Origin of the sequence: Tissierella pigra (assembly GCF_009695605.1) — a bacterium.
In the GTDB taxonomy this organism is placed as follows: domain Bacteria; phylum Bacillota; class Clostridia; order Tissierellales; family Tissierellaceae; genus Tissierella; species Tissierella pigra.
This window is the reverse complement of record NZ_VUNQ01000001.1, coordinates 122,301-142,739: the sequence shown is the minus strand read 5'-3', so window position 1 is coordinate 142,739 and position 20,439 is coordinate 122,301. Positions and strand designations below refer to the sequence as shown.

Genomic DNA, 20,439 nt, shown 5'->3' with positions numbered 1-20,439 from the left:
GTATGTATAATATATATAACAACATAATTCTAGAGATTAGCAGGGACGGATTACTTGGTTATATTACTTTAAAAGAAGAAAATGATCAGGAAGATATAAAATTAAATTATATTGAAATATTAAATAATATAAAACAATATATTAAACATGGTTTAAATGAAGAAGACTTAAAAAGAGCATTAAAAAGCAATATAGTTAATGAGAAAGTTTGTATTGCTGAGGGTACACCACCTATTAGTGGTCAAGATGGTAGTATAAAATATTATTTTGACTTAGAAAAACCCTTATTACCTAAACTAAATCCGGATGGCACTGTAAATTACAAAGAATTAGATTCTGTAAATACTGTATCTAAGGATGATATTTTAGCTGAAATTATATCACCAGTAGAGGGAGTAGATGGAATAAGGGTAGATGGTGATTCAATCCCACATGTTAAGGGAAAGGTACCTAAATTTAAATATGGTAAAAATGTAGGTGTTTCTTTTGATGGTCTCTTTTTAAAATCGGAATCAGATGGATTAGTAGAATTAAATGATGGTAGAGTTATGGTGTCTTCTGTATTAAGTATAGATAATATAGACAGTAGCACAGGTAATATAAACTTTAATGGTAATGTAATTGTAAACAAGGATATACTAAATGGATTTATTTTAAAATCTACTGGTTCTGTTGAAGTAAAAGGAGCATTAGAGGGTGGTTATATTGAATCAGAAGGTGATATTCTAATACGTCAAGGAATCCAAGGTTATAGTAGATTAACTATAAATACCAAGGGAAATATCTCTACTAAATTTATTGAAAATGCTGTAATTAGTTGTGGAAAAAATATAACAGCTGAAGCTATTATGCATAGTACTGTTACATCAAAATCTAATATCCTTGTTTTAGGGAAAAAAGGTTTAATTGTAGGTGGAACCTGTAAAGCGAAAAATGAAATCAGAGCTAGAATTATAGGATCATCTATGGCTACTACTACTGTGTTAGAAGTAGGTGTTGATCCTGATATTAAATATAGGTATGAAGAGTTAAGCAGCAAACTAAAAGTATCTAAGGAAAATTTGGAAAAAATAAATCAATCTTTAAAAGTCTTAGAAACCTTAAAGCGTTCCAATAAACTAGATGATAGTAAAGCTCAATTATATAATAACCTTATAAAAGGACAGCTTACTTTAAGTATGGAAACTAGTAAGATAGAAAGGGAATTAAATCAGCTTAAGGACCAAGTAAATGACTTATCTAGAGGACAAATTATGGTTGCAGACACTGTTTATCCTGGAGTTAAAATTATAATAGGAAACAGTTATATGTACATAAGGGATGAAATGAAAAGGTGTAGATTTTATAGAGAGAATGGTGATATAAGAGTAGGAACATATTAAGGAGTGATAGTATGTCTATTAAACCTATTGATCATAATGTAATGCTTCCAAGAACTCAAGAGTTATCAAGTAATAAGCATATAGAAAATATGAAAAATCGAAACATTGTAGAAAGTGGATTCATACAACAAGAAAAGAATATAAAAAAAAATCAAAAGAAGATTATAGATACAAATAAAAGCAGTAATACGAGAATTACAGATGAGAAACGAGACAAAAATCAAGAAACTCCACATAATAAAAAAAACAGATCACAATCCATGTCTGAATCTACAGAAGAAGAAAAAGAACAAATTAAATATAAAAATATAGGAAGTAATATTGATATACGTATATAATAGGGGTGCCAGATGTTAAACATTATTTTAAATATAATTGGGTTAATTTTAGTTATTTTTTCAATTTACCTTATATTCAAGGATATTAGAAAACAAAATAAATTAGTAAATAATTTAGACTCAATAGAAAATAAGCTAAAAGAATATTATAAACTTACAGAAGAAATTGCTGGAAACTTTGATGATATAATTGAATATAAACTGGACGCAATAGATAATAAAATAAACAATAAAATTTTAAAAGATATAAAGAATAAAGATATAGAAGATAAAAATATAAAAGTTGAAGATAATGAATCAAATGAAATTTCAAATATAATACCTATTCATAAAAAAGTAATTGAATTGAAGGAAATTGGATTAACAAAAGAAGAAATAGCAAAAAAGCTAAATAAGGGAATTAGAGAAATTGAGATTATACTAAAAATTTACGAAATAAAAAAATAGACATATTTATACAAAAAACATTGCTTTACAATTTACCATATGTTATACTACTATAGTGATTACACACATTCCATGATAATAAAGGTAGTGCCTAAGGGTTCCTTTATTATATGAAAGGAATGGAGGAAAAAAACTTGGAGGTGAATAGTATGTCAGTAATTACAATGAAAGGTTTACTAGAAGCAGGAGTTCATTTTGGACATCAAACTAGAAGATGGAATCCTAAAATGGCGCAGTATATTTTTACTGAAAGAAATGGAATCTACATTATTGACTTACAAAAAACAGTTAAGAAGGTAGAAGAATCTTATGATTTCGTTAAAGAAATCGTGGCTAATGGTGGGGAAGTATTATTTGTAGGTACTAAGAAACAAGCCCAAGAAGCAATTGAAAGTGAAGCACAAAGATGTAATATGCACTTTGTTAATCAAAGATGGCTTGGTGGTATGCTAACAAACTATAAAACTATTAGAAATAGAGTGGATAGACTTCATGAACTAGGTAAGATGGAAGAAGAAGGAATATTTGACTTATTACCTAAAAAAGAAGTTATCAAATTAAAACATGAAGAAGAAAGATTAGAAAAGTTCCTTGGTGGAATTAAAAATATGAATAGAATACCAGATGTTCTATTTGTTGTTGATCCAAGAAAAGAAAGAATAGCAGTAAAAGAAGCTCATATTCTTGGAATACCTGTTGTTGCTATAGTAGATACTAACTGTGATCCAGATGAAGTGGATTATGTTATTCCTGGTAATGATGATGCTATAAGAGCAGTTAAATTATTAACTGAAACCATAGCAAATGCAGTTTTAGAGGCTAAACAAGGAGAACAAATAGAAATAGTAGAAGAGTAAAAGTGGGGTAAGAGTTAAAAGGGGTAAATCCTCTTATGCTCTTACCATTTTTAACAATATAGGAGGGATAAAATGAATATTAGTGCTTCAACAGTAAAAGAGTTAAGAGAAAGAACAGGCGCTGGAATGATGGATTGTAAAAAGGCTTTGGTAGAAACCAACGGCGATATAGAGAAAGCTATAGATTTACTAAGAGAAAAAGGACTATCTAAAGCTGCGAAAAAATCAGGTAGAATAGCAGCAGAAGGATTAGTAGAATCATATATCCATGGTGGAAGAATAGGTGTTTTAGTTGAGATAAACTCTGAAACAGATTTCGTTTCTAAAACTGAGGAATTCCAACAATTTGTTAAAGATATAGCTATGCAAATTGCAGCTTCAAATCCAAAATATGTATCAAGGGAAGAAGTTAGTGAAGAAGAGATTGAAAGAGAAAGAGAAGTACTTACTCAGCAAGCTATGAATGAAGGTAAACCAGAACATGTTGCAGCTAAAATGGTTGAAGGTAGATTAGAAAAATTCTTTGAGCAAATATGCTTATTAGATCAAAACTTTATTAAAGATTCAGATGTTAAGATTAAAGATTTATTAAATGAGAAAATTGCTAAAATAGGTGAAAATATAAAAATAAGAAGATTTGTTAGATTTGAAGTTGGAGAAGGAATCGAGAAAAAAGAAGAAAACTTTGCTGATGAAGTTGCAAAACAAATGAATATGTAATTAAATGGAGAACAGATAATTGTTCTCCATTTAAATAACAATATACTTAACATTAGGAGTGAGTGCAATGGACCCGATATTTAAAAGGGTAGTCTTAAAAATAAGTGGCGAGGCCTTAGCGGGTCATAAGGGAGCTGGAATTGACGTAGATACTATTAATCAAATTTCTAAAGAGGTTAAAGAATTACACAACCTAGGTGTACAAGTATCTATAGTAGTAGGTGGCGGAAATTTTTGGCGAGGTAGGTCAACTAATGATATGGACAGAACCACCTCTGATTATATAGGCATGTTGGGGACAGTAATGAATTCTCTTGCTCTGCAAGACTCTCTTGAAAATATAGGAGTTGATACTAGAGTTCAATCTGCTATAGAAATGAGACAAATTTCCGAACCTTACATAAGAAGAAAAGCTGTTAGACATTTAGAAAAGGGTAGGGTTGTTATTTTTGCTGCAGGAACTGGTAATCCTTACTTTTCAACAGATACCACTGCAGCTTTAAGGGCTGCTGAAATAGAGGCAGAAGTAATATTATTGGCAAAAAAAGGTGTAGATGGTGTGTATGATTCAGACCCTAAAATAAATAATAATGCGAAAAAGTTTGATACTTTAAAGTATATAGATATATTAAACTTAGGTCTTGGTATAATGGATTCTACTGCAACTTCTCTATGTATGGATAATAAGATTCCCTTAATTGTATTTGGCATTGATGAACCAAATAATATTATTAATGTTGTTTTAGGAAAAAAAATTGGAACACATGTAAAGGAGGATTAATTATGTATACTAAACTTTACACAGAAGCTGAAGAAAGAATGAACAAAACTATTTCAGTTTACAAAGAAGAATTACAAAGCATTAGAGCTGGAAGAGCAAATCCTGCATTACTTGACAAGATTACGGTGGATTACTATGGACAAATTACACCACTAAAACAAGTAGGAAGCGTTTCTGCTCCAGAACCAAGATTGTTGGTTATTCAACCTTGGGATGTAAAATTAATTCCTGTAATTGAAAAGGAGATACAAAAATCTGATTTAGGAATAACTCCTACAAATGATGGAAAATTAATAAGATTAGTTATTCCTACTTTAACTGAAGAAAGAAGAAAAGACTTAACTAAGGTTGTTAAGAAAAATGGTGAAAATGCTAAAATTGCAATTAGAAACATAAGAAGAGATTTAAACGAACAGCTAAAGAAAATGGAAAAAAACAAGGAAATCAGTGAAGATGATAAGAAATTAGCTGAAGATGAAATTCAAAAGATAACAGATAAATTCATTGAAGAACTTGATCTTATTACAAAGAAAAAAGAAGATGAATTAATGGAAATATAGTAAAAAACCCCTTCTCAATAGGAAGGGGTTTTTGGTAATGAGGTGATATTATGAATGTTATAAATCAAACTATAGAGGAATTAAAAAGCCAAATTAATATAGAAAAACTTCCTAAACATATTGCGATAATAATGGATGGAAATGGTAGATGGGCAAAAAAAAGATTTTTACCGAGAAATTTTGGACATCAGGAAGGAATGGAAAGAGTAATTGAGATTGTTAGTGCAGCTTCTAATTTAGGGATAAAGTATTTATCTCTTTATGCCTTTTCTACTGAAAATTGGAAAAGACCAATGGAAGAAGTTCAAGGATTGATGAAAATTTTAGTTCAATACATAGCAAAAGAATTAGATAAACTGCATAAAAATAATGTTAAGGTACAAATAATGGGTGACATTAATAAATTGCCTGAATTTGCAAGAAAAGAAGTAATAAAAACCATAGAAAAAACCTCCCTAAATACTGGAATGATTTTAAATATTGCTTTAAATTATGGTGGCAGAGATGAAATTATATTTGGAATTAAAAATCTTTTAAATGATGTAGAAATGGGTAAAATAGATATAAATGATTTAAATGCAGATAAATTTTCCGATTATCTTTATACTAAAGGGCAACCAGATCCTGATTTGCTTATTCGACCAAGTGGAGAACTAAGAATTAGTAATTTTATGCTATATCAAATAGCTTATACAGAATTTTGGTTATCTGATGTACTATGGCCCGATTTTACAGAAAAACATTTACTGTTATCAATTATTGATTATCAAAAGAGAAATAGACGATTTGGAGGAATATAAGTGAAAGATTTAAGTAAGAGGTTTGTTAGTGGTTTAATTGGTTTAATCCTATTGATCTTTATTGTCTCAAAAGGTGAAAATTTATTATCTTTTGCTATTTACATAGTTTCAATCGTTGGTTTAAGGGAATTATATAAAGCCTTAGAAAAGATTGATATTATGCCTGTCTATATTGTAGGTTATTTAGGAGCAACAGGATTATTTATAAATGCGATTTTATTGAACAAATATTTGGGTCTTGTATTTACTTTTATTATTATTATCTTACTTATTTTGATTATGATGAATAAGAATATATCAATAAAAGACATATCTGTAACTTTTTTAGGGATATTATATATTCCTTTTCTAATGTTTCATATTGCATATTTAGATAAAACAAAGTATATTTGGTTGATTTTTATTATAGCTTTTGGAACAGATACATTCGCATATATTGCAGGAAATCTATTTGGAAAAATGAAATTATGTCCTAAAATTAGTCCAAATAAAACTGTAGAAGGATCTATAGGTGGAATCATTGGAAGTATTATTTTAACAATAATATATTCTATATCCTTTAGATTAGCTCCTATGTGGAAATTAATATTACTTGCAGTACTTGGTTCTATAATAGCACAAATAGGTGATTTAGTTGCTTCAAGGATAAAAAGATTATGCGGAATCAAAGATTATGGATTTATTATGCCAGGTCATGGTGGTGTATTAGATAGATTTGATAGTATAATATTAACAGCTCCTGTAATATACTATTATATTAGTATTTTTTTAATTTAATATAGGTGGTGGTCAAATGTTAACGGCAGTATCAGCCATATTCGTCTTTTTAGTAGTAATATTAGTACATGAATTTGGTCATTTTGCTGTGGCTAAAATGGTAGGAATCAAAGTAAATGAATTTTCCATAGGTATGGGACCAAAGCTGATTCAAAAGAAAAAAGGAGAAACAGAATATACACTAAGGGCTTTACCAATTGGTGGATATGTAAAAATGGAAGGTGAAGATGAAGAGTCTAACGATCCTAGAGGATTCAATAAAGTACCAGCACTATCAAGGATAGCTGTTGTAGTAGCTGGAGCCATTATGAACTTTGTTCTTTCCATTGTAATATTAGCCATTGTATCGTATGGTCAAGGTACTCCTACGACTACAATAGAAGATACAATAGCAAACTCACCAGCAGAAAAAAGTGGTTTATTATCAGGAGATACTATTATTAGGATAAATAATAAATCTACCCCGAATTGGGATAGCGTTGTTAACTCCATAAATTCTGCTGACTCCAATGAGGAAATGGAAATAGAAGTACAAAGAGACAATGAAACTAAAATAATCGAAGTCAAGCCTACTGTAGAAGATGATAGAACTATAATAGGTATAGTTCCAAGGTCAGAAAAATCCATAGGATCTGCAATAAAAGGTGGATTTGAAAAAACAGGTATGTTTTTAAAACTAATGTTTACTACTGTTTCTATGATTTTTAAAGGAGAAGTAGGGCTGAAGCATTTATCCGGCCCTGTAGGTGTAATACACGAGGTGGGAGTTGTTGCGAAACAAGGAATTTACAATTTATTATATTTTCTGGGATTTATTAGTATAAACTTAGGGTTCTTTAACCTATTACCAATACCAGCTTTAGATGGTAGCAGAGTAGTATTTTTATTAATAGAACTAGTTAGAGGTAAACCTATAGATCCACAGAAAGAAGGCTTTATCCATTTTATTGGCTTTGTTTTATTGATTTCCTTAATGATATTAGTAACTTACAAAGATATAATTAAATTCAATATTTTTTAATAGGTGATAAAAATGAATAGAAAAAAGACTAAAGTAATAAAAGTTGGAGATATATTGATTGGTGGAGATAATCCTATTTCCATTCAATCAATGACAAATACTTTAACAAAAGATATAACTTCAACTGTGGCACAAATAAAGAGACTAGAAAATGCAGGTTGCGATATTATCAGATCTGCCATTACAGACTTAGAAGATGCTAAGGCAATAGCAGAAATAAAAAAACAGATTAATATCCCTATGATTGCAGATATTCAATATGATTATAGACTAGCTTTAGAATCCATAAAATATGGAATTGATGGTCTTAGATTGAATCCAGGTAATATAGGTTCATTAGATAGAGTTAGAGAAGTAGTGAAAGCTTGTAAAGAAAAAGATATATCCATAAGAGTAGGAGTAAATGCAGGTTCACTTAAACAAGAGTTCTTAGACAAATACCAGGGAGTAAATGAAAACTCTATGGTCTATAGTGCATTGGAACAAATTAGATTATTAGAAGAAATGGACTTTTATGATATAAAAATTTCATTAAAAGCAAGTAACGTGCCGTTAACTGTTAGGGCCTATGAAAAGATGTCTAATATAGTCGATTATCCACTTCATTTAGGAATTACTGAGGCAGGTCCGTTGTGGAGAGGAACTATTAAATCATCTGTTGGAATAGGCACATTACTGTCTATGGGTATAGGTGATACCATAAGAATCTCTCTAACTGGAGATCCTGTAGAAGAGGTGAAAGTAGGGAGAGAAATTCTTAAATCACTTAATTTGCTAAATGAAGGTTTGGAGATAATTTCTTGTCCAACTTGTGGTAGAACAAATATAGACTTAATAAATATAGTTGAAGAAGCAGAAAAGAGACTTGAAGGAATCAATAAACATATAAAAGTTGCTATAATGGGCTGTGCTGTAAATGGTCCTGGTGAAGCTAGAGAAGCGGATATAGGTATAGCTGGTGGAAAAGGTGAAGGATTGATATTTAGAAAAGGTGAGATAATAAAAAAAGTTAAGGAAGAAGAATTGTTAAATGAATTATTGAAAGAAATAGAAAAGCTATAATATTCAAATATCCCAATAAGGATAAGGGGGTATAAATTACAAATGGAAAAAAATAAAATATATATTTCTCAATTAATAAAAAAAGAGGAAGTAAATGAAATAGATTCTATAGGTATAACTATTAATAAAGTAGAAATAATTAAATCCACCATGGATTTAATTATTTCTATGGAATCTTCTAGTTTAGTTAATGATAATTTATTTCATAAACTTCAAAGTATAATTAGTAAAAAATTTGTTGATTTTAATACTACATTAAAATTCAATTATAATATTACAGGTAGCATTACAGATAAAATAAAATTTTATGAAGAAAATCTTTTAGAAATTATAAAAAAAGAAATTCAATCCAGTAGTTCTTGGATTGATGATTTAAAATGGGAGATCAGTAATGACTCCCTTACAATTTGTCCACCAAATAAAATGGCAGGTTATTCTATGGAGAAAAATGGTTTAGTTGAAAATATAAAGACTAAACTTAAAGAAGAATTAAATCTAGATATATCTATAAGAATTTTAGATAATAGTTTTATAGAAGAAGAGGATTTTATGGATACGATAATTGCTGAAGAAAAAGAAATGGCTATTAGTATAATTAGTAATACTATTGAATCTCCCAAAAATAGTTCCCCAAATAAAGCAGCAGTTGTTTCCAATAAGTATTATATATACGGTAAACAAATAAAAGATTTACCTATGAAAATAAAATCTATAAATATGCAGACAGGTTCATGTACTATAGAAGGTCAAATTTTTCATATAGAAAGTAGAGATATAAAAGGTAATAAAACATTAGTCACATTTCATATATCTGATTCAACAGATTCCATTACTGCCAAAGTATTTTTATCAGAAGATCAGGCTGGAGATTTTCTTGGCAACGTAAATAGTAACTCCTATGTAAGACTATCAGGAGATGTGATATTTGATAATTACTCTAAAAGTATAGTTATAATGTTAAAATCACTTAATAAAGTTGACAAGGAAGAAAGAAAAGATATTTCTGATGAAAAAAGAGTAGAACTACATCTTCACACTCAAATGAGTTCAATGGATGGAATTTCCTCTTTAAAGAAACTTGCTACTCGTGCTAAGGAGTGGGGTCACAAAGCATTGGCCATAACTGACCATGGAGTAGTCCAAGGATTTCCAGAGGCCATGAGTTTAAGTAAGTCTTTAGGAATAAAGATGATTTATGGTATGGAAGGTTATTTAATAAATGATAAAAAAGGAATAGTGACTAACTATGATGAAAGTAAGGAATATTCCACATATATAGTATTTGATATAGAGACCACAGGTTTGTCTCCTATAAATGATATGATAACTGAAATTGGTGCTGTTAAAATTATAAATGGAGAAATTATAGATACTTATAGTCAGTTAATAAATCCTGAAAGACCTATACCAGAGTTTATTACAAATCTTACTGGAATTACAGATGATATGGTAAGAGATAAACCAACTATAGGTGAAGTAATTAAAGATTTTAAAAACTTTATAGGAGAAGATGTTTTAGTTGCTCATAATGCGTCTTTTGATATTGGATTTATTAGAGAAAAAATGAAGAAATATAATATTGATTTAGATAATCCAGTACTAGATACACTGGAATTATCTAGGGCTGTTTTTCCTTCTTTAAGAAGTCACAAGCTAAATATCATAGCTAAACATCTAGATGTAAGTTTGTTAAATCACCATAGAGCTGTAGATGATGCTACTGCTACTGCAGAAATATTTCTTAAAATTTTAAATATGTTGGAAGAAAAAAATATAATAAATTTTAATCAAATTAATAGCTTAGGTTCCAATAAGGATATATCTAAAGAAGAGACATTTCATATAATAATAATTGCTAAAAATTTAATTGGACTTAAAAATTTATATAAATTAGTTTCCGAATCACATATAAATTATTTTCATAGGAGACCTAGAATTCCAAAATCTCTTATAGAAGCCAATAGAGATGGACTAATAATAGGAAGTGCTTGTGAAGCAGGAGAATTATATAAGGCAATAATAAAAAATAGAAGTAACAATGAGATAATAGATATTGTAAAGTTTTATGACTATTTGGAAATTCAACCTATAGAAAATAATATGTACCTAGTCAGAGAAGGAATTTTAAAAGATAAAGAACAATTAAGAGATATAAATAAAAGGATATATAAACTAGGTAAAGAAAATAATAAGCCTGTAGTTGCTACAGGAGATGTTCACTTTTTAGATCCAGAAGATGAAATATATAGAAGGATAATAATGTCAGGACAAAAATTTCAAGATGCTGACATTCAACCCCCTTTATATTTTAAATCAACAGATGAAATGTTAGAAGAATTTTCATATTTGGGATCAGATATTGCAAAAGAAGTTGTTATAGATAATACAAATTTAATAAATGATATGGTAGAAGAAATAATTCCTATACCAGAAGGTACTTTTCCACCTATTATAGATGGTGCAGAAGAAGAATTAAGAAAAATCACATATGAAAAAGCAATAGAAGTATATGGAGAACCTTTACCAGATATTGTAGAGAAAAGACTGGAAAGAGAATTAGGCTCTATAATTAAGAATGGATATGCAGTTATGTATATAATTGCTCAAAAACTTGTTTGGAAGTCATTAGAGGATGGATATTTAGTTGGTTCTAGAGGGTCTGTAGGTTCGTCTTTTGTAGCTACTATGAGTGGAATTACAGAAGTAAATCCATTGGCACCTCATTATGTGTGTCCAAAATGTAAATATAACGAGTTCTTTGATGATGGGTCTATAGCTTCAGGGGCTGATCTTCCAGATAAAATATGTCCACAATGTGATAATGAGTTAAATAAAGATGGACAATATATTCCATTTGAGGTTTTTTTAGGATTTGAAGGAGATAAAGAGCCAGATATTGACTTAAACTTTGCTGGAGAATATCAAGCTGTAGCCCATAAATACACAGAGGAGTTATTTGGGGAAGGCTATGTTTTTAGGGCAGGAACTATTGGAACTATAGCGGATAAAACAGCCTATGGATTTGTCAAAAAGTATTTTGAGGAAAGAGATATAAATGTTAATCCAATTGAAATTAATAGGTTAGTTCAAGGCTGTACTGGAATAAAGAGAACTTCAGGACAACATCCTGGTGGAGTAATGATTGTTCCAAAATATAAAGATATTTTAGACTTTACACCAATACAATATCCAGCTGACGATAAAAAGTCAGGAGTAATAACTACTCATTTTGACTATAATGCAATTAGTGGTCGAATACTAAAACTAGATATTCTAGGACACGATGTTCCTACTATTATACGTATGCTTGAAGATATTACTGGAGTAGATCCTACAAATATCCCATTGGATGAACCTAATACCATGAAGTTGTTTACTAGTACTGAATCTTTAGGAATAACTAAGGAAGATATAAATTGTGAAGTAGGTACATTAGGTATTCCAGAGTTTGGTACTAAATTTGTAAGACAAATGCTCATTGAAACTCAGCCAAAAACATTTTCAGAACTAGTAAGAATTAGTGGTCTGTCTCATGGAACAGATGTATGGATTAATAATGCTCAAGACCTTGTTAAAAATAATATTGCTCCTCTTAGTAAAGTAATCTCTACAAGAGAAGATATCATGTTAAATTTAATTAATTGGGGAATGGATAACAAGAAATCATTTAAAATTATGGAGAATGTAAGAAAAGGAAAAGGTTTAACTCAGGAAGAAGAAGACCAAATGAGAGAGTTAAAAGTTCCAGAATGGTATATAGACTCTTGTAAAAAAATAAAATATATGTTTCCTAAAGCTCACGCTGCAGCATATGTAATGATGTCCTTTAGAATAGCATATTTTAAAGTCTATTATCCAGAAGCATTCTATGCAACTTATTTTACAATTAAAGCAAGTGATTTTGATGCAGATTTAGTTATAAAAGGTAAGGAAACGGTTAAGACTAAGATTGAGGAACTAGAAAAACTAGGTAATGATATGACAGCAAAGGAGAAGAATCTTTTGACTGTCTTGGAAGTAGTACTGGAAATGTATGCTAGAGGTTATAAGATTCAAAATGTAGATCTTTATAAATCTGATAGTGATAAATTCACTATTGATGAAAATGGAATTTTACCACCACTTAAAAGTTTAGAAGGGTTAGGAGAAAATGTTGCCAGAAAAATTGTAGAAGAAAGAAATATATCTAGATTTATCTCTAGAGAAGATTTGATTAACCGTGGTAAAGTAAGTAAACCTGTTTTAGAAGTCTTAAATAACCATGGTTGTCTAGGAGATTTGCCACTAAGTAATCAAATAAGTCTTTTTAATATTTGATTTTTCCTTAAACTATGATATAATTAATTTGGCAAAAGTAAATTTTTTTTCTGAAAAAGAGTGGGGTAGCCCACTCTTGATTTTTTATAAAGAATAAGAAAGTTCTACTTTTAAAATTGTTTTAGATTACTCTAAATATCTATGGAGGTGAATTAATTGAATAAAAAAGGTGTTTTAGGAATTATTAAGGAAATATGCGAACCATTAGTAGAAGAATTAAAGTATGAATTAGTGGATATAGAGTTTGTAAAAGAAGGTCCGAGCTATTTTCTTAGAGTATATTTAGATAAACCAGGTGGAATAAATTTAGACGATTGTCAAAAAATGAGTCAGTTATTAAGTGATATATTAGATGAAAAAGATCCAATTAAAGTAGCATATTATTTAGAGGTTTCATCTCCAGGATTAGACAGACCTTTAAAAACTGATAAAGACTTAAAAAGAAATATAGGAAAAGATATTGAAGTAAAGCTTTATGAAGCATTAGATGGTAAAAAACTAATAGAGGGAACTTTGGATAATTATAATGAAAGTTCAATTATACTAAAAACAGAAACTAATACTATTATAGAGATACCTAGAGAATTAGTCGCTGTAATTAAATTATCTGTTAAATTTTAAGGGAGGTTTAATGAATGAATGGAGATTTTATCAATGCTCTTCGTGAAATTCAAAAAGAAAAGGGTATTTCAGAAGAAGTAATATTTGATGCCCTTGAGTCTGCACTAATCTCTAGTTATAAAAAAAATTTTGGTGCATCACAGAATGTCGAAGTAGAAATGGATAGAACTACTGGAAAAGTTAAAGTAATAGCTTTGAAAGAAGTGGTAGAAGAAATAGATAACGAATATTTAGAAATAAGTTTAGATGAAGCAAAACAAATAGATGATAAATTCCAAATTGGAGATTTCATCAAAATAGAAATTACACCGAAGGATTTTGGCAGAATAGCTGCTCAAACTGCTAAGCAAGTAGTTATACAAAGAATAAGAGATGCAGAAAGAGATGTTATTTTCGATGAATTTATAAACAGAGAAAATGAAATAATAACTGGTCAAGTTCAAAGAATTAGTAAAAGCAATGTATATATAGATTTAGGTAAAACAGAGGCTATATTACCACCTGTGGAACAAATAGATGGAGAAGAATATAATCAAGGTGATAGATTTAAATTACTTATCTTGGAAGTTAAGAAAACTACAAAGGGTCCCCAAATAATACTATCAAGATCTCATCCCAATCTAGTTAAAAGATTATTTGAACTAGAAGTTCCAGAAATAAACGATGGTATAGTAGAAATATTTTCAATATCGAGAGAAGCTGGTTCTAGAACAAAAATTGCAGTTTTTTCTAAAGATCCTAATGTAGATCCTCTTGGATCATGTGTAGGATTTAAAGGTAGTAGGGTAAAAGTAATAGTAGATGAATTAAAAGGCGAAAAAATAGATATTGTAATATGGAGTAAAGATATAGAAGAATTTATAGCAAATAGTTTGAGTCCATCTAAGGTACTAAAAGTAATGGCTAATGAAAAAGAAAAGTCTGCCGTTGTAGTCGTACCAGATTATCAGCTTTCATTAGCTATAGGAAAAGAAGGGCAAAATGCTCGATTAGCAGCTAAATTAACAAATTGGAAAATAGACATTAAATCAGAATCTCAATATAAAGAAGAATGTGAATAAGAGGTGATTATTTGAAAAAGAAAAAGATTCCTCTAAGAAAATGTATTGCTTGTGCTGAAGGTAAACCTAAAAAAGAATTAATAAGAGTAGTAAGAAATGGTGAACAAGAGGCAGTTATTGACTTAACAGGAAAGGCAAATGGCCGTGGAGCATATATTTGTTCAAATATTGAGTGTATTGAAATTGCACAAAAAAGCAAGAAATTATCTAGAGCTTTAGAGGTAGAAGTATCAAATGATATATATGAAGATTTAAAAAACATGGTTAAATCTTAAGAAGAAGTAGGAAATATCACCTTCAAAGATAATAGGGGGTATATAATATGAAAAAAATTAGAGTATATGAATTAGCTAGGGAATTAGGAATTAGCAGTAAAGACTTAATTGAAAAAATTGTAGATCTACAGATAACAGTAGGTAATCATATGAGTACTTTAGAAGATGAAGAAGCGAATATAATAAGATCATTATTAACTGAGGAAGATGAAAGAGAAAATCCTCATATGGAAGAGGAACGAGAAGAATTTGAAGATGATAAAAACAGTGAACACATTAAAAGTAATAAAAATAACAAAAAACAGAAAAATAACAAACATAAAGAAAAGAATAATAGTATAGATAAAGAAAATACTATAATTAGCACAGAAAGGAATGAGGTTGTTATAGAAATAGGAAATAATATAATCGTAAAAGACTTAGCAGATAAAATAGGAGTAAGCCCTTCACAAATCATTTCTAAATTAATAGGTTTAGGAGTAATGGTTAATCAAAATCAATCTATAGATTCAGACATGGCAGTAATAGTTGCAGAAGAATTTGGTGTAGAACTTACAATACAAGAAACTGTAGAAGAAAGTGTTGAATCAATAGAAGAAAAATTTAGTTTGGATTATGAAGATGATCCTAAAGATTTAAAAGCAAGAGCACCTATAGTAACTGTAATGGGCCACGTTGACCATGGTAAAACATCTCTATTAGATGCAATTAAAGAAACTAGCGTAACTAAATCAGAAGCAGGAGGAATCACTCAACACATAGGAGCTTATGCTGTTAATATCAATAATAAAAAGATATGCTTTTTAGATACTCCAGGCCATGAGGCTTTCACATCGATGCGTGCTAGAGGAGCACAGATAACAGATATTGCAATATTAGTAGTTGCAGCTGACGATGGAGTTATGCCACAAACCATTGAAGCTATAAATCACGCAAAAGCTGCCAATGTTCCAATAATCGTAGCTATAAATAAAATGGATAAACCTACAGCCAATGTAGATAGAATTAAACAGGAATTAGTAGAAAATGGCTTAGTACCTGAGGACTGGGGTGGAGAAACCATAACAGTACCTGTGTCAGCTAAAAATCGTGAAGGAATAGAAGATATACTAGAAATGATTTTACTTGTTGCAGAAATACAGGAATTAAAAGCAAATCCAAATAGAAATGCTGTAGGAACAATAATAGAAGCTCAGCTTGATAAAGGTAAAGGCCCATTGGCTACTGTATTGGTTCAAAAAGGAACACTACAAGTAGGAGATATGGTTGTTTCAGGGTCTTCTTTTGGTAGAGTTAGAGCCATGCTTGATGACAAAGGTAAAAGAGTTAAAAAGGCAGGCCCATCTACTCCAGTAGTTATTCTAGGATTATCTGAAGTACCAAATGCAGGAGAATTATTGTATGCAGTGGATGATGAAAAAACTGCTAGAATCATAGGTGAAAAAAATAAGGAAATTATTAGAGCTGAACAAATGAGATCAGATCAAAAAATATCATTAGATGATTTGTTTGAAAGAATAAAGCTTGGTGAAATTAAAGATTTAAATATTATTATAAAAGGTGATGTAAGAGGTTCTATTGAGGCTTTAAAACAATCGCTGGAAAAGCTTGATACAGATGAAGTTAAAACCAATATTATACACGGTGGTGTAGGTGGAATTACTGAATCAGATGTAATATTAGCTTCAGCATCTAATGCTATAGTTGTAGGATTTAATGTTAGACCAAATCTAAATGCTATTGAAGTAGCTAAAAGAGAGAAAGTTGACATAAGAACTTATAGAGTAATATATGAGGCTATAGAAGATATTCAGGCAGCAATTAAAGGTATGCATGCACCTAAAATAGTTGAGGAAGTAATAGGAAGAGCTGAAGTAAGAGCTACCTTTAGATTACCAAATGGAAATACTATAGCTGGTATATATATATTAGATGGAAAAATAACTAGAAATTCAAAAATAAGACTTCTAAGAGATGATATTGTTATATTTGAAGGTAATGTTTCATCATTAAAAAGATTTAAAGATGATGTTAGAGAAGTATTATCTGGATATGAAGGTGGACTAGGATTAGAAAACTATAATAATATTAAAGATGGAGATTTATTAGAATCATATATTCTTAAAGAGGTTCAAGATAAATAAACATTTTGAAAGGTTAAGGAAATTGAGAAATAGAGGTGACTAAATGAACGAGAAAAGAGTTAGTAGAATTTCAGAAGAAGTAAAAAAGGTTGTTTCTGAATTGATATATAATGGTCTTAAAGATCCAAGGGTTAATTCCCTTACTACTGTAACAAAAGTAGAAGTAACTAGAGATTTGCGTTATGCGAAAATATATATATCTGTATTTGGAAATAAAGAAGAAAAAGAAAATACAATTAAAGGCTTAGAAAGTGCTAAGGGATTCATAAGAAAAGAAATCAGCGGTAAAATAGATTTAAGATATACTCCTGAACCAATATTTGTTTTAGATGAGTCTATAGAACATGGTATTTATATGTCTAAATTAATTGATGATGTTAATAAAGACTCAAAAAATTCTGGAGATAATAGTGATGAAAAATAGTATTGAAAGTCAATTTGATTTAGCAATTGATTTAATTAAAAATAGCAAAAATATTGGAATTGCTTCTCATGTTAGTCCTGATGGAGATAATATAGGATCTATTCTTGCCTTGGGGAATGCACTTGAAAAAATCAATAAGAAAGTTTTTATACTTAAAACTGATGATATACCTAAAGATTTTTTATTTCTTCCAGGTATAAGCAAAATAATAGACTATGAAGATAATATGGAAATAGATTTATTTATAACTTTAGACACAAGTGATGAAGATAGACTTGGGAAAAATAGAATACTTTTAGATAAAATAGAAAATGTTGTTAATATAGACCATCATATTAGCAATACTAACTTTGGAGATATCAATATAGTAAATAGTAATGCAGCCGCTACTGGAGAATTAGTATATGAATTAATAAAGAAGATAGGAATTATTATTGATAAGGATATTGCTTCTTGTATATATACTTCAATAAGTTCAGATACTGGAAGTTTTATGTATGATAATACCACATCTGAAACTCATGAAATAGCAGCTGAGTTAATAAAAACAGGTATTGATAAAAGTAATATTAATATCAATCTATATCAAAGTAGAAGTATTGAGAAAACAAAACTATTTATAAAAATATTAGAGACTTTGAAATTTCACTATGATAATCAAGTAGGAATAATAAAAGTAACTCAAGAAATGCTAAATAATTCAAATGCTAAAATGGAGGATACGGAAGGAATAATTTCCTTTATAAGAGAAATATCCTCAATAGAAGTAGCAATTTTACTAAAGGAAATTGAAGAAGAAGAAATAAAAGTCAGTATGAGAAGCAAAAGATATGCAGATGTTGCTGAAATTTGTGCTAATTTCAATGGCGGAGGACATATTAGAGCAGCAGGCTGTACTATTAATGAGCCAATAGCCACAGCTGAACATTTAGTATTAGAACAAATGAAAAAGGTATTTTAGGTGGTACTATGAATGGTGTAATTAATTTTTTTAAACCAAGGGGAATGACTTCCCACGATGCAGTAAATTTATTGAGGAGAACACTTAAAACAAAAAAAATAGGACATACTGGAACATTAGATCCTAATGCATCTGGAGTATTACCATTATGTATAGGTAAAGGTACTAGAATTGCAGAATATCTTTTAGATAGTAATAAAGAATATATAGGTGAGCTAACTTTAGGTTATAGAACTGATACTCAAGATGGAGATGGAAAAGTAATATCTTCCTCTAACAAGTTAGTAACAGAAAACGAGATAATATCTGCTATGTCAAAATATATAGGTGATATATCTCAATTGCCACCTATGTATTCTGCCTTAAAGCATAAGGGAAAGAAACTTTATGAGTTAGCCAGAGAAGGAAAAACTGTAGAACGTACTCCTAGAAATATAAAAATATATAGTCAAAATATATTGAATATAGAAGATTGTACTAAGATTATATTTCATACTAGTTGTTCTAGAGGAACTTATATTAGAACTTTATGTGATGATATAGGAATGGATTTAGGAACTTATGGATATATGTCATATCTACTAAGAGTAGCTGCAGGAAATTTTAAGATTGAAAATTCCTATAGTATTGAATATATTCAAAAGTTAAATTATGATGAAATTCTACAAATAATTACCCCTATGGATAAAGCATTGGAACATATAGATAGATTTGTTATATCAGACGATTTATATTTTAAATTAATTAATGGCGTTGTTTTACATGTTGATGTTGATGAGAATATGGTCAATAAGTTATATCGAGTCTACTGTAAAGAAACATTTATAGGAATAGGAAAAATAATGCTTAGTGATTCCAAATTCTATTTGAAAATGGAGAAAGTTTTAATGATATAAGGTGATATATATGGAAATAATTGATTTATCCAATTATAAAGAGACAAGATTTGATACTGCCATTGCCTTAGGAAACTTTGATGGTATTCATATTGGACATCAACAGTTAATTAATGCTATGATTTCTAAGGCTAAGGAATTGGGCATTAAGTCTTCTCTTTTATTATTTAAAAATCATACAAAGACTATTATAGACAATAATAAACCCAATATAATAACAAGTAACGAACAAAAGTTTAAAATATGTGAAGAATTAGGAATTGATATTATTTATCTTTTAGACTTTGATGATAGCTTAATGAAATTGTCAGGAGAAGATTTTATTAAAAATATCATTATGAATAAGATGAATGGTAAACTATTAGTAGTTGGATTTGACTATAAATTTGGATATAAAGCTTCAGGTGACTCAAGTTATTTATTAGAACTTGGAGAAAAGTATAATATAGATGTAATAGTATTAGATCCAGTTTATAAAAATAATGAAATTATAAGCAGTTCTGCCATAAGAAAATTAATAGTATTTGGACATATAAATGAAGTTACTAAAATGTTAGGACATCCATATTCTATTTTAGGCAAGGTAGTTACAGGAAAAAACAGAGGTAATAAATTAGGTTTTCCTACTGCTAATACTGAACCTATAGATAACTATGTAATCCCTAAAAATGGAGTATATATTACAAATACTATAATAAATAATAAACGATATTTATCTGCTACAAATATAGGATTTAATCCTACTTTTGATGAAAATATATTAAAGATTGAAACTTATATATTAGATTTCAGTGAAGATATATATGGTCAAATAATAGAAGTAGAATTTATAGATTTTTTAAGAGAAGATATTAAATTCCAGAGTAAAGAAGAGCTAATAAATCAAATGAATTTAGATATAGAAATGGTTAAATTGAAACATTAATATTTACATTTGCTATTTATTATGATAATATTATATTGCAAGGTTACCAAAAGCTTCGTTTAGCGTATCC

At 29.2% G+C, this 20,439-nt stretch carries 20 protein-coding genes; all 20 read left to right on the top strand.

Annotated features, from left to right (window positions below; translation table 11 throughout):
• Positions 1 to 2: 2 nt before the first annotated feature.
• A complete protein-coding gene (locus FYJ83_RS00770) occupies positions 3 to 1,382 on the top strand; it encodes a DUF342 domain-containing protein (protein ID WP_154438122.1) in 1,380 nt (459 codons plus the stop codon).
• Positions 1,383 to 1,393: 11 nt separating this feature from the next.
• Positions 1,394 to 1,720 carry a hypothetical protein gene (locus tag FYJ83_RS00765; protein ID WP_154438120.1) on the top strand — a complete coding sequence of 109 codons (327 nt, stop codon included), beginning with the start codon at positions 1,394 to 1,396 and terminating at the stop codon, positions 1,718 to 1,720.
• 12 nt (positions 1,721 to 1,732) lie between these two features.
• The gene (locus FYJ83_RS00760; protein ID WP_154438118.1) at positions 1,733 to 2,167 is read left to right on the top strand and encodes a hypothetical protein; all 435 of its coding nucleotides are present in this window, start codon (positions 1,733 to 1,735) and stop codon (positions 2,165 to 2,167) included.
• Between the two features lie 149 nt (positions 2,168 to 2,316).
• Positions 2,317 to 3,024 carry a 30S ribosomal protein S2 gene (gene rpsB / locus FYJ83_RS00755; RefSeq protein ID WP_154438116.1) on the top strand — a complete coding sequence of 236 codons (708 nt, stop codon included), beginning with the start codon at positions 2,317 to 2,319 and terminating at the stop codon, positions 3,022 to 3,024.
• Positions 3,025 to 3,096: 72 nt separating this feature from the next.
• Positions 3,097 to 3,744 (top strand): translation elongation factor Ts, encoded by a 648-nt coding sequence (gene tsf, locus FYJ83_RS00750; protein ID WP_154438114.1) that lies wholly within the window; start codon positions 3,097 to 3,099, stop codon positions 3,742 to 3,744.
• Positions 3,745 to 3,811: 67 nt separating this feature from the next.
• Positions 3,812 to 4,525, top strand: coding sequence for a UMP kinase (pyrH, locus tag FYJ83_RS00745; protein WP_154438112.1), 714 nt, complete (start codon positions 3,812 to 3,814; stop codon positions 4,523 to 4,525).
• 2 nt (positions 4,526 to 4,527) lie between these two features.
• Positions 4,528 to 5,085, top strand: a complete 558-nt coding sequence (frr, locus tag FYJ83_RS00740; protein WP_154438110.1) for a ribosome recycling factor — start codon at positions 4,528 to 4,530, stop codon at positions 5,083 to 5,085.
• A 50-nt stretch (positions 5,086 to 5,135) separates the two neighbouring features.
• The gene (locus FYJ83_RS00735) at positions 5,136 to 5,885 is read left to right on the top strand and encodes an isoprenyl transferase (RefSeq protein ID WP_154438108.1); all 750 of its coding nucleotides are present in this window, start codon (positions 5,136 to 5,138) and stop codon (positions 5,883 to 5,885) included.
• Positions 5,886 to 6,662: a phosphatidate cytidylyltransferase gene (locus FYJ83_RS00730; protein WP_216585153.1), complete on the top strand. Its 777-nt coding sequence runs from the start codon at positions 5,886 to 5,888 to the stop codon at positions 6,660 to 6,662. It abuts the gene before it with no gap.
• A gap of 16 nt (positions 6,663 to 6,678) precedes the next feature.
• Positions 6,679 to 7,683, top strand: coding sequence for an RIP metalloprotease RseP (gene rseP, locus FYJ83_RS00725; RefSeq protein WP_154438106.1), 1,005 nt, complete (start codon positions 6,679 to 6,681; stop codon positions 7,681 to 7,683).
• Positions 7,684 to 7,695: 12 nt separating this feature from the next.
• On the top strand, positions 7,696 to 8,745 hold the full coding sequence (gene ispG, locus FYJ83_RS00720; RefSeq protein WP_154438104.1) for a flavodoxin-dependent (E)-4-hydroxy-3-methylbut-2-enyl-diphosphate synthase: 1,050 nt from the start codon (positions 7,696 to 7,698) through the stop codon (positions 8,743 to 8,745).
• A gap of 42 nt (positions 8,746 to 8,787) precedes the next feature.
• Complete coding sequence (locus FYJ83_RS00715; protein ID WP_154438102.1) at positions 8,788 to 13,062, top strand: PolC-type DNA polymerase III; 4,275 nt, start codon at positions 8,788 to 8,790, stop codon at positions 13,060 to 13,062.
• A gap of 156 nt (positions 13,063 to 13,218) precedes the next feature.
• On the top strand, positions 13,219 to 13,683 hold the full coding sequence (gene rimP / locus FYJ83_RS00710) for a ribosome maturation factor RimP (RefSeq protein WP_154438100.1): 465 nt from the start codon (positions 13,219 to 13,221) through the stop codon (positions 13,681 to 13,683).
• A gap of 14 nt (positions 13,684 to 13,697) precedes the next feature.
• Positions 13,698 to 14,744, top strand: coding sequence for a transcription termination factor NusA (gene nusA, locus FYJ83_RS00705; protein ID WP_154438098.1), 1,047 nt, complete (start codon positions 13,698 to 13,700; stop codon positions 14,742 to 14,744).
• An 11-nt stretch (positions 14,745 to 14,755) separates the two neighbouring features.
• Positions 14,756 to 15,019 carry an RNase P modulator RnpM gene (gene rnpM / locus FYJ83_RS00700; RefSeq protein ID WP_154438096.1) on the top strand — a complete coding sequence of 88 codons (264 nt, stop codon included), beginning with the start codon at positions 14,756 to 14,758 and terminating at the stop codon, positions 15,017 to 15,019.
• A gap of 47 nt (positions 15,020 to 15,066) precedes the next feature.
• Complete coding sequence (infB, locus tag FYJ83_RS00695) at positions 15,067 to 17,163, top strand: translation initiation factor IF-2 (protein WP_154438094.1); 2,097 nt, start codon at positions 15,067 to 15,069, stop codon at positions 17,161 to 17,163.
• Between the two features lie 43 nt (positions 17,164 to 17,206).
• Positions 17,207 to 17,587, top strand: coding sequence for a 30S ribosome-binding factor RbfA (gene rbfA / locus FYJ83_RS00690; RefSeq protein ID WP_154438092.1), 381 nt, complete (start codon positions 17,207 to 17,209; stop codon positions 17,585 to 17,587).
• Positions 17,577 to 18,548: a DHH family phosphoesterase gene (locus tag FYJ83_RS00685; RefSeq protein WP_154438090.1), complete on the top strand. Its 972-nt coding sequence runs from the start codon at positions 17,577 to 17,579 to the stop codon at positions 18,546 to 18,548. Before rbfA ends, FYJ83_RS00685 begins: the two co-directional genes overlap by 11 nt.
• Positions 18,549 to 18,556: 8 nt before the next feature.
• Entirely contained in the window at positions 18,557 to 19,444 is an 888-nt protein-coding gene (gene truB / locus FYJ83_RS00680; protein WP_154438088.1) for a tRNA pseudouridine(55) synthase TruB, read from the top strand.
• A gap of 10 nt (positions 19,445 to 19,454) precedes the next feature.
• A complete protein-coding gene (locus tag FYJ83_RS00675; protein ID WP_154438086.1) occupies positions 19,455 to 20,369 on the top strand; it encodes a bifunctional riboflavin kinase/FAD synthetase in 915 nt (304 codons plus the stop codon).
• Positions 20,370 to 20,439 lie beyond the last annotated feature (70 nt).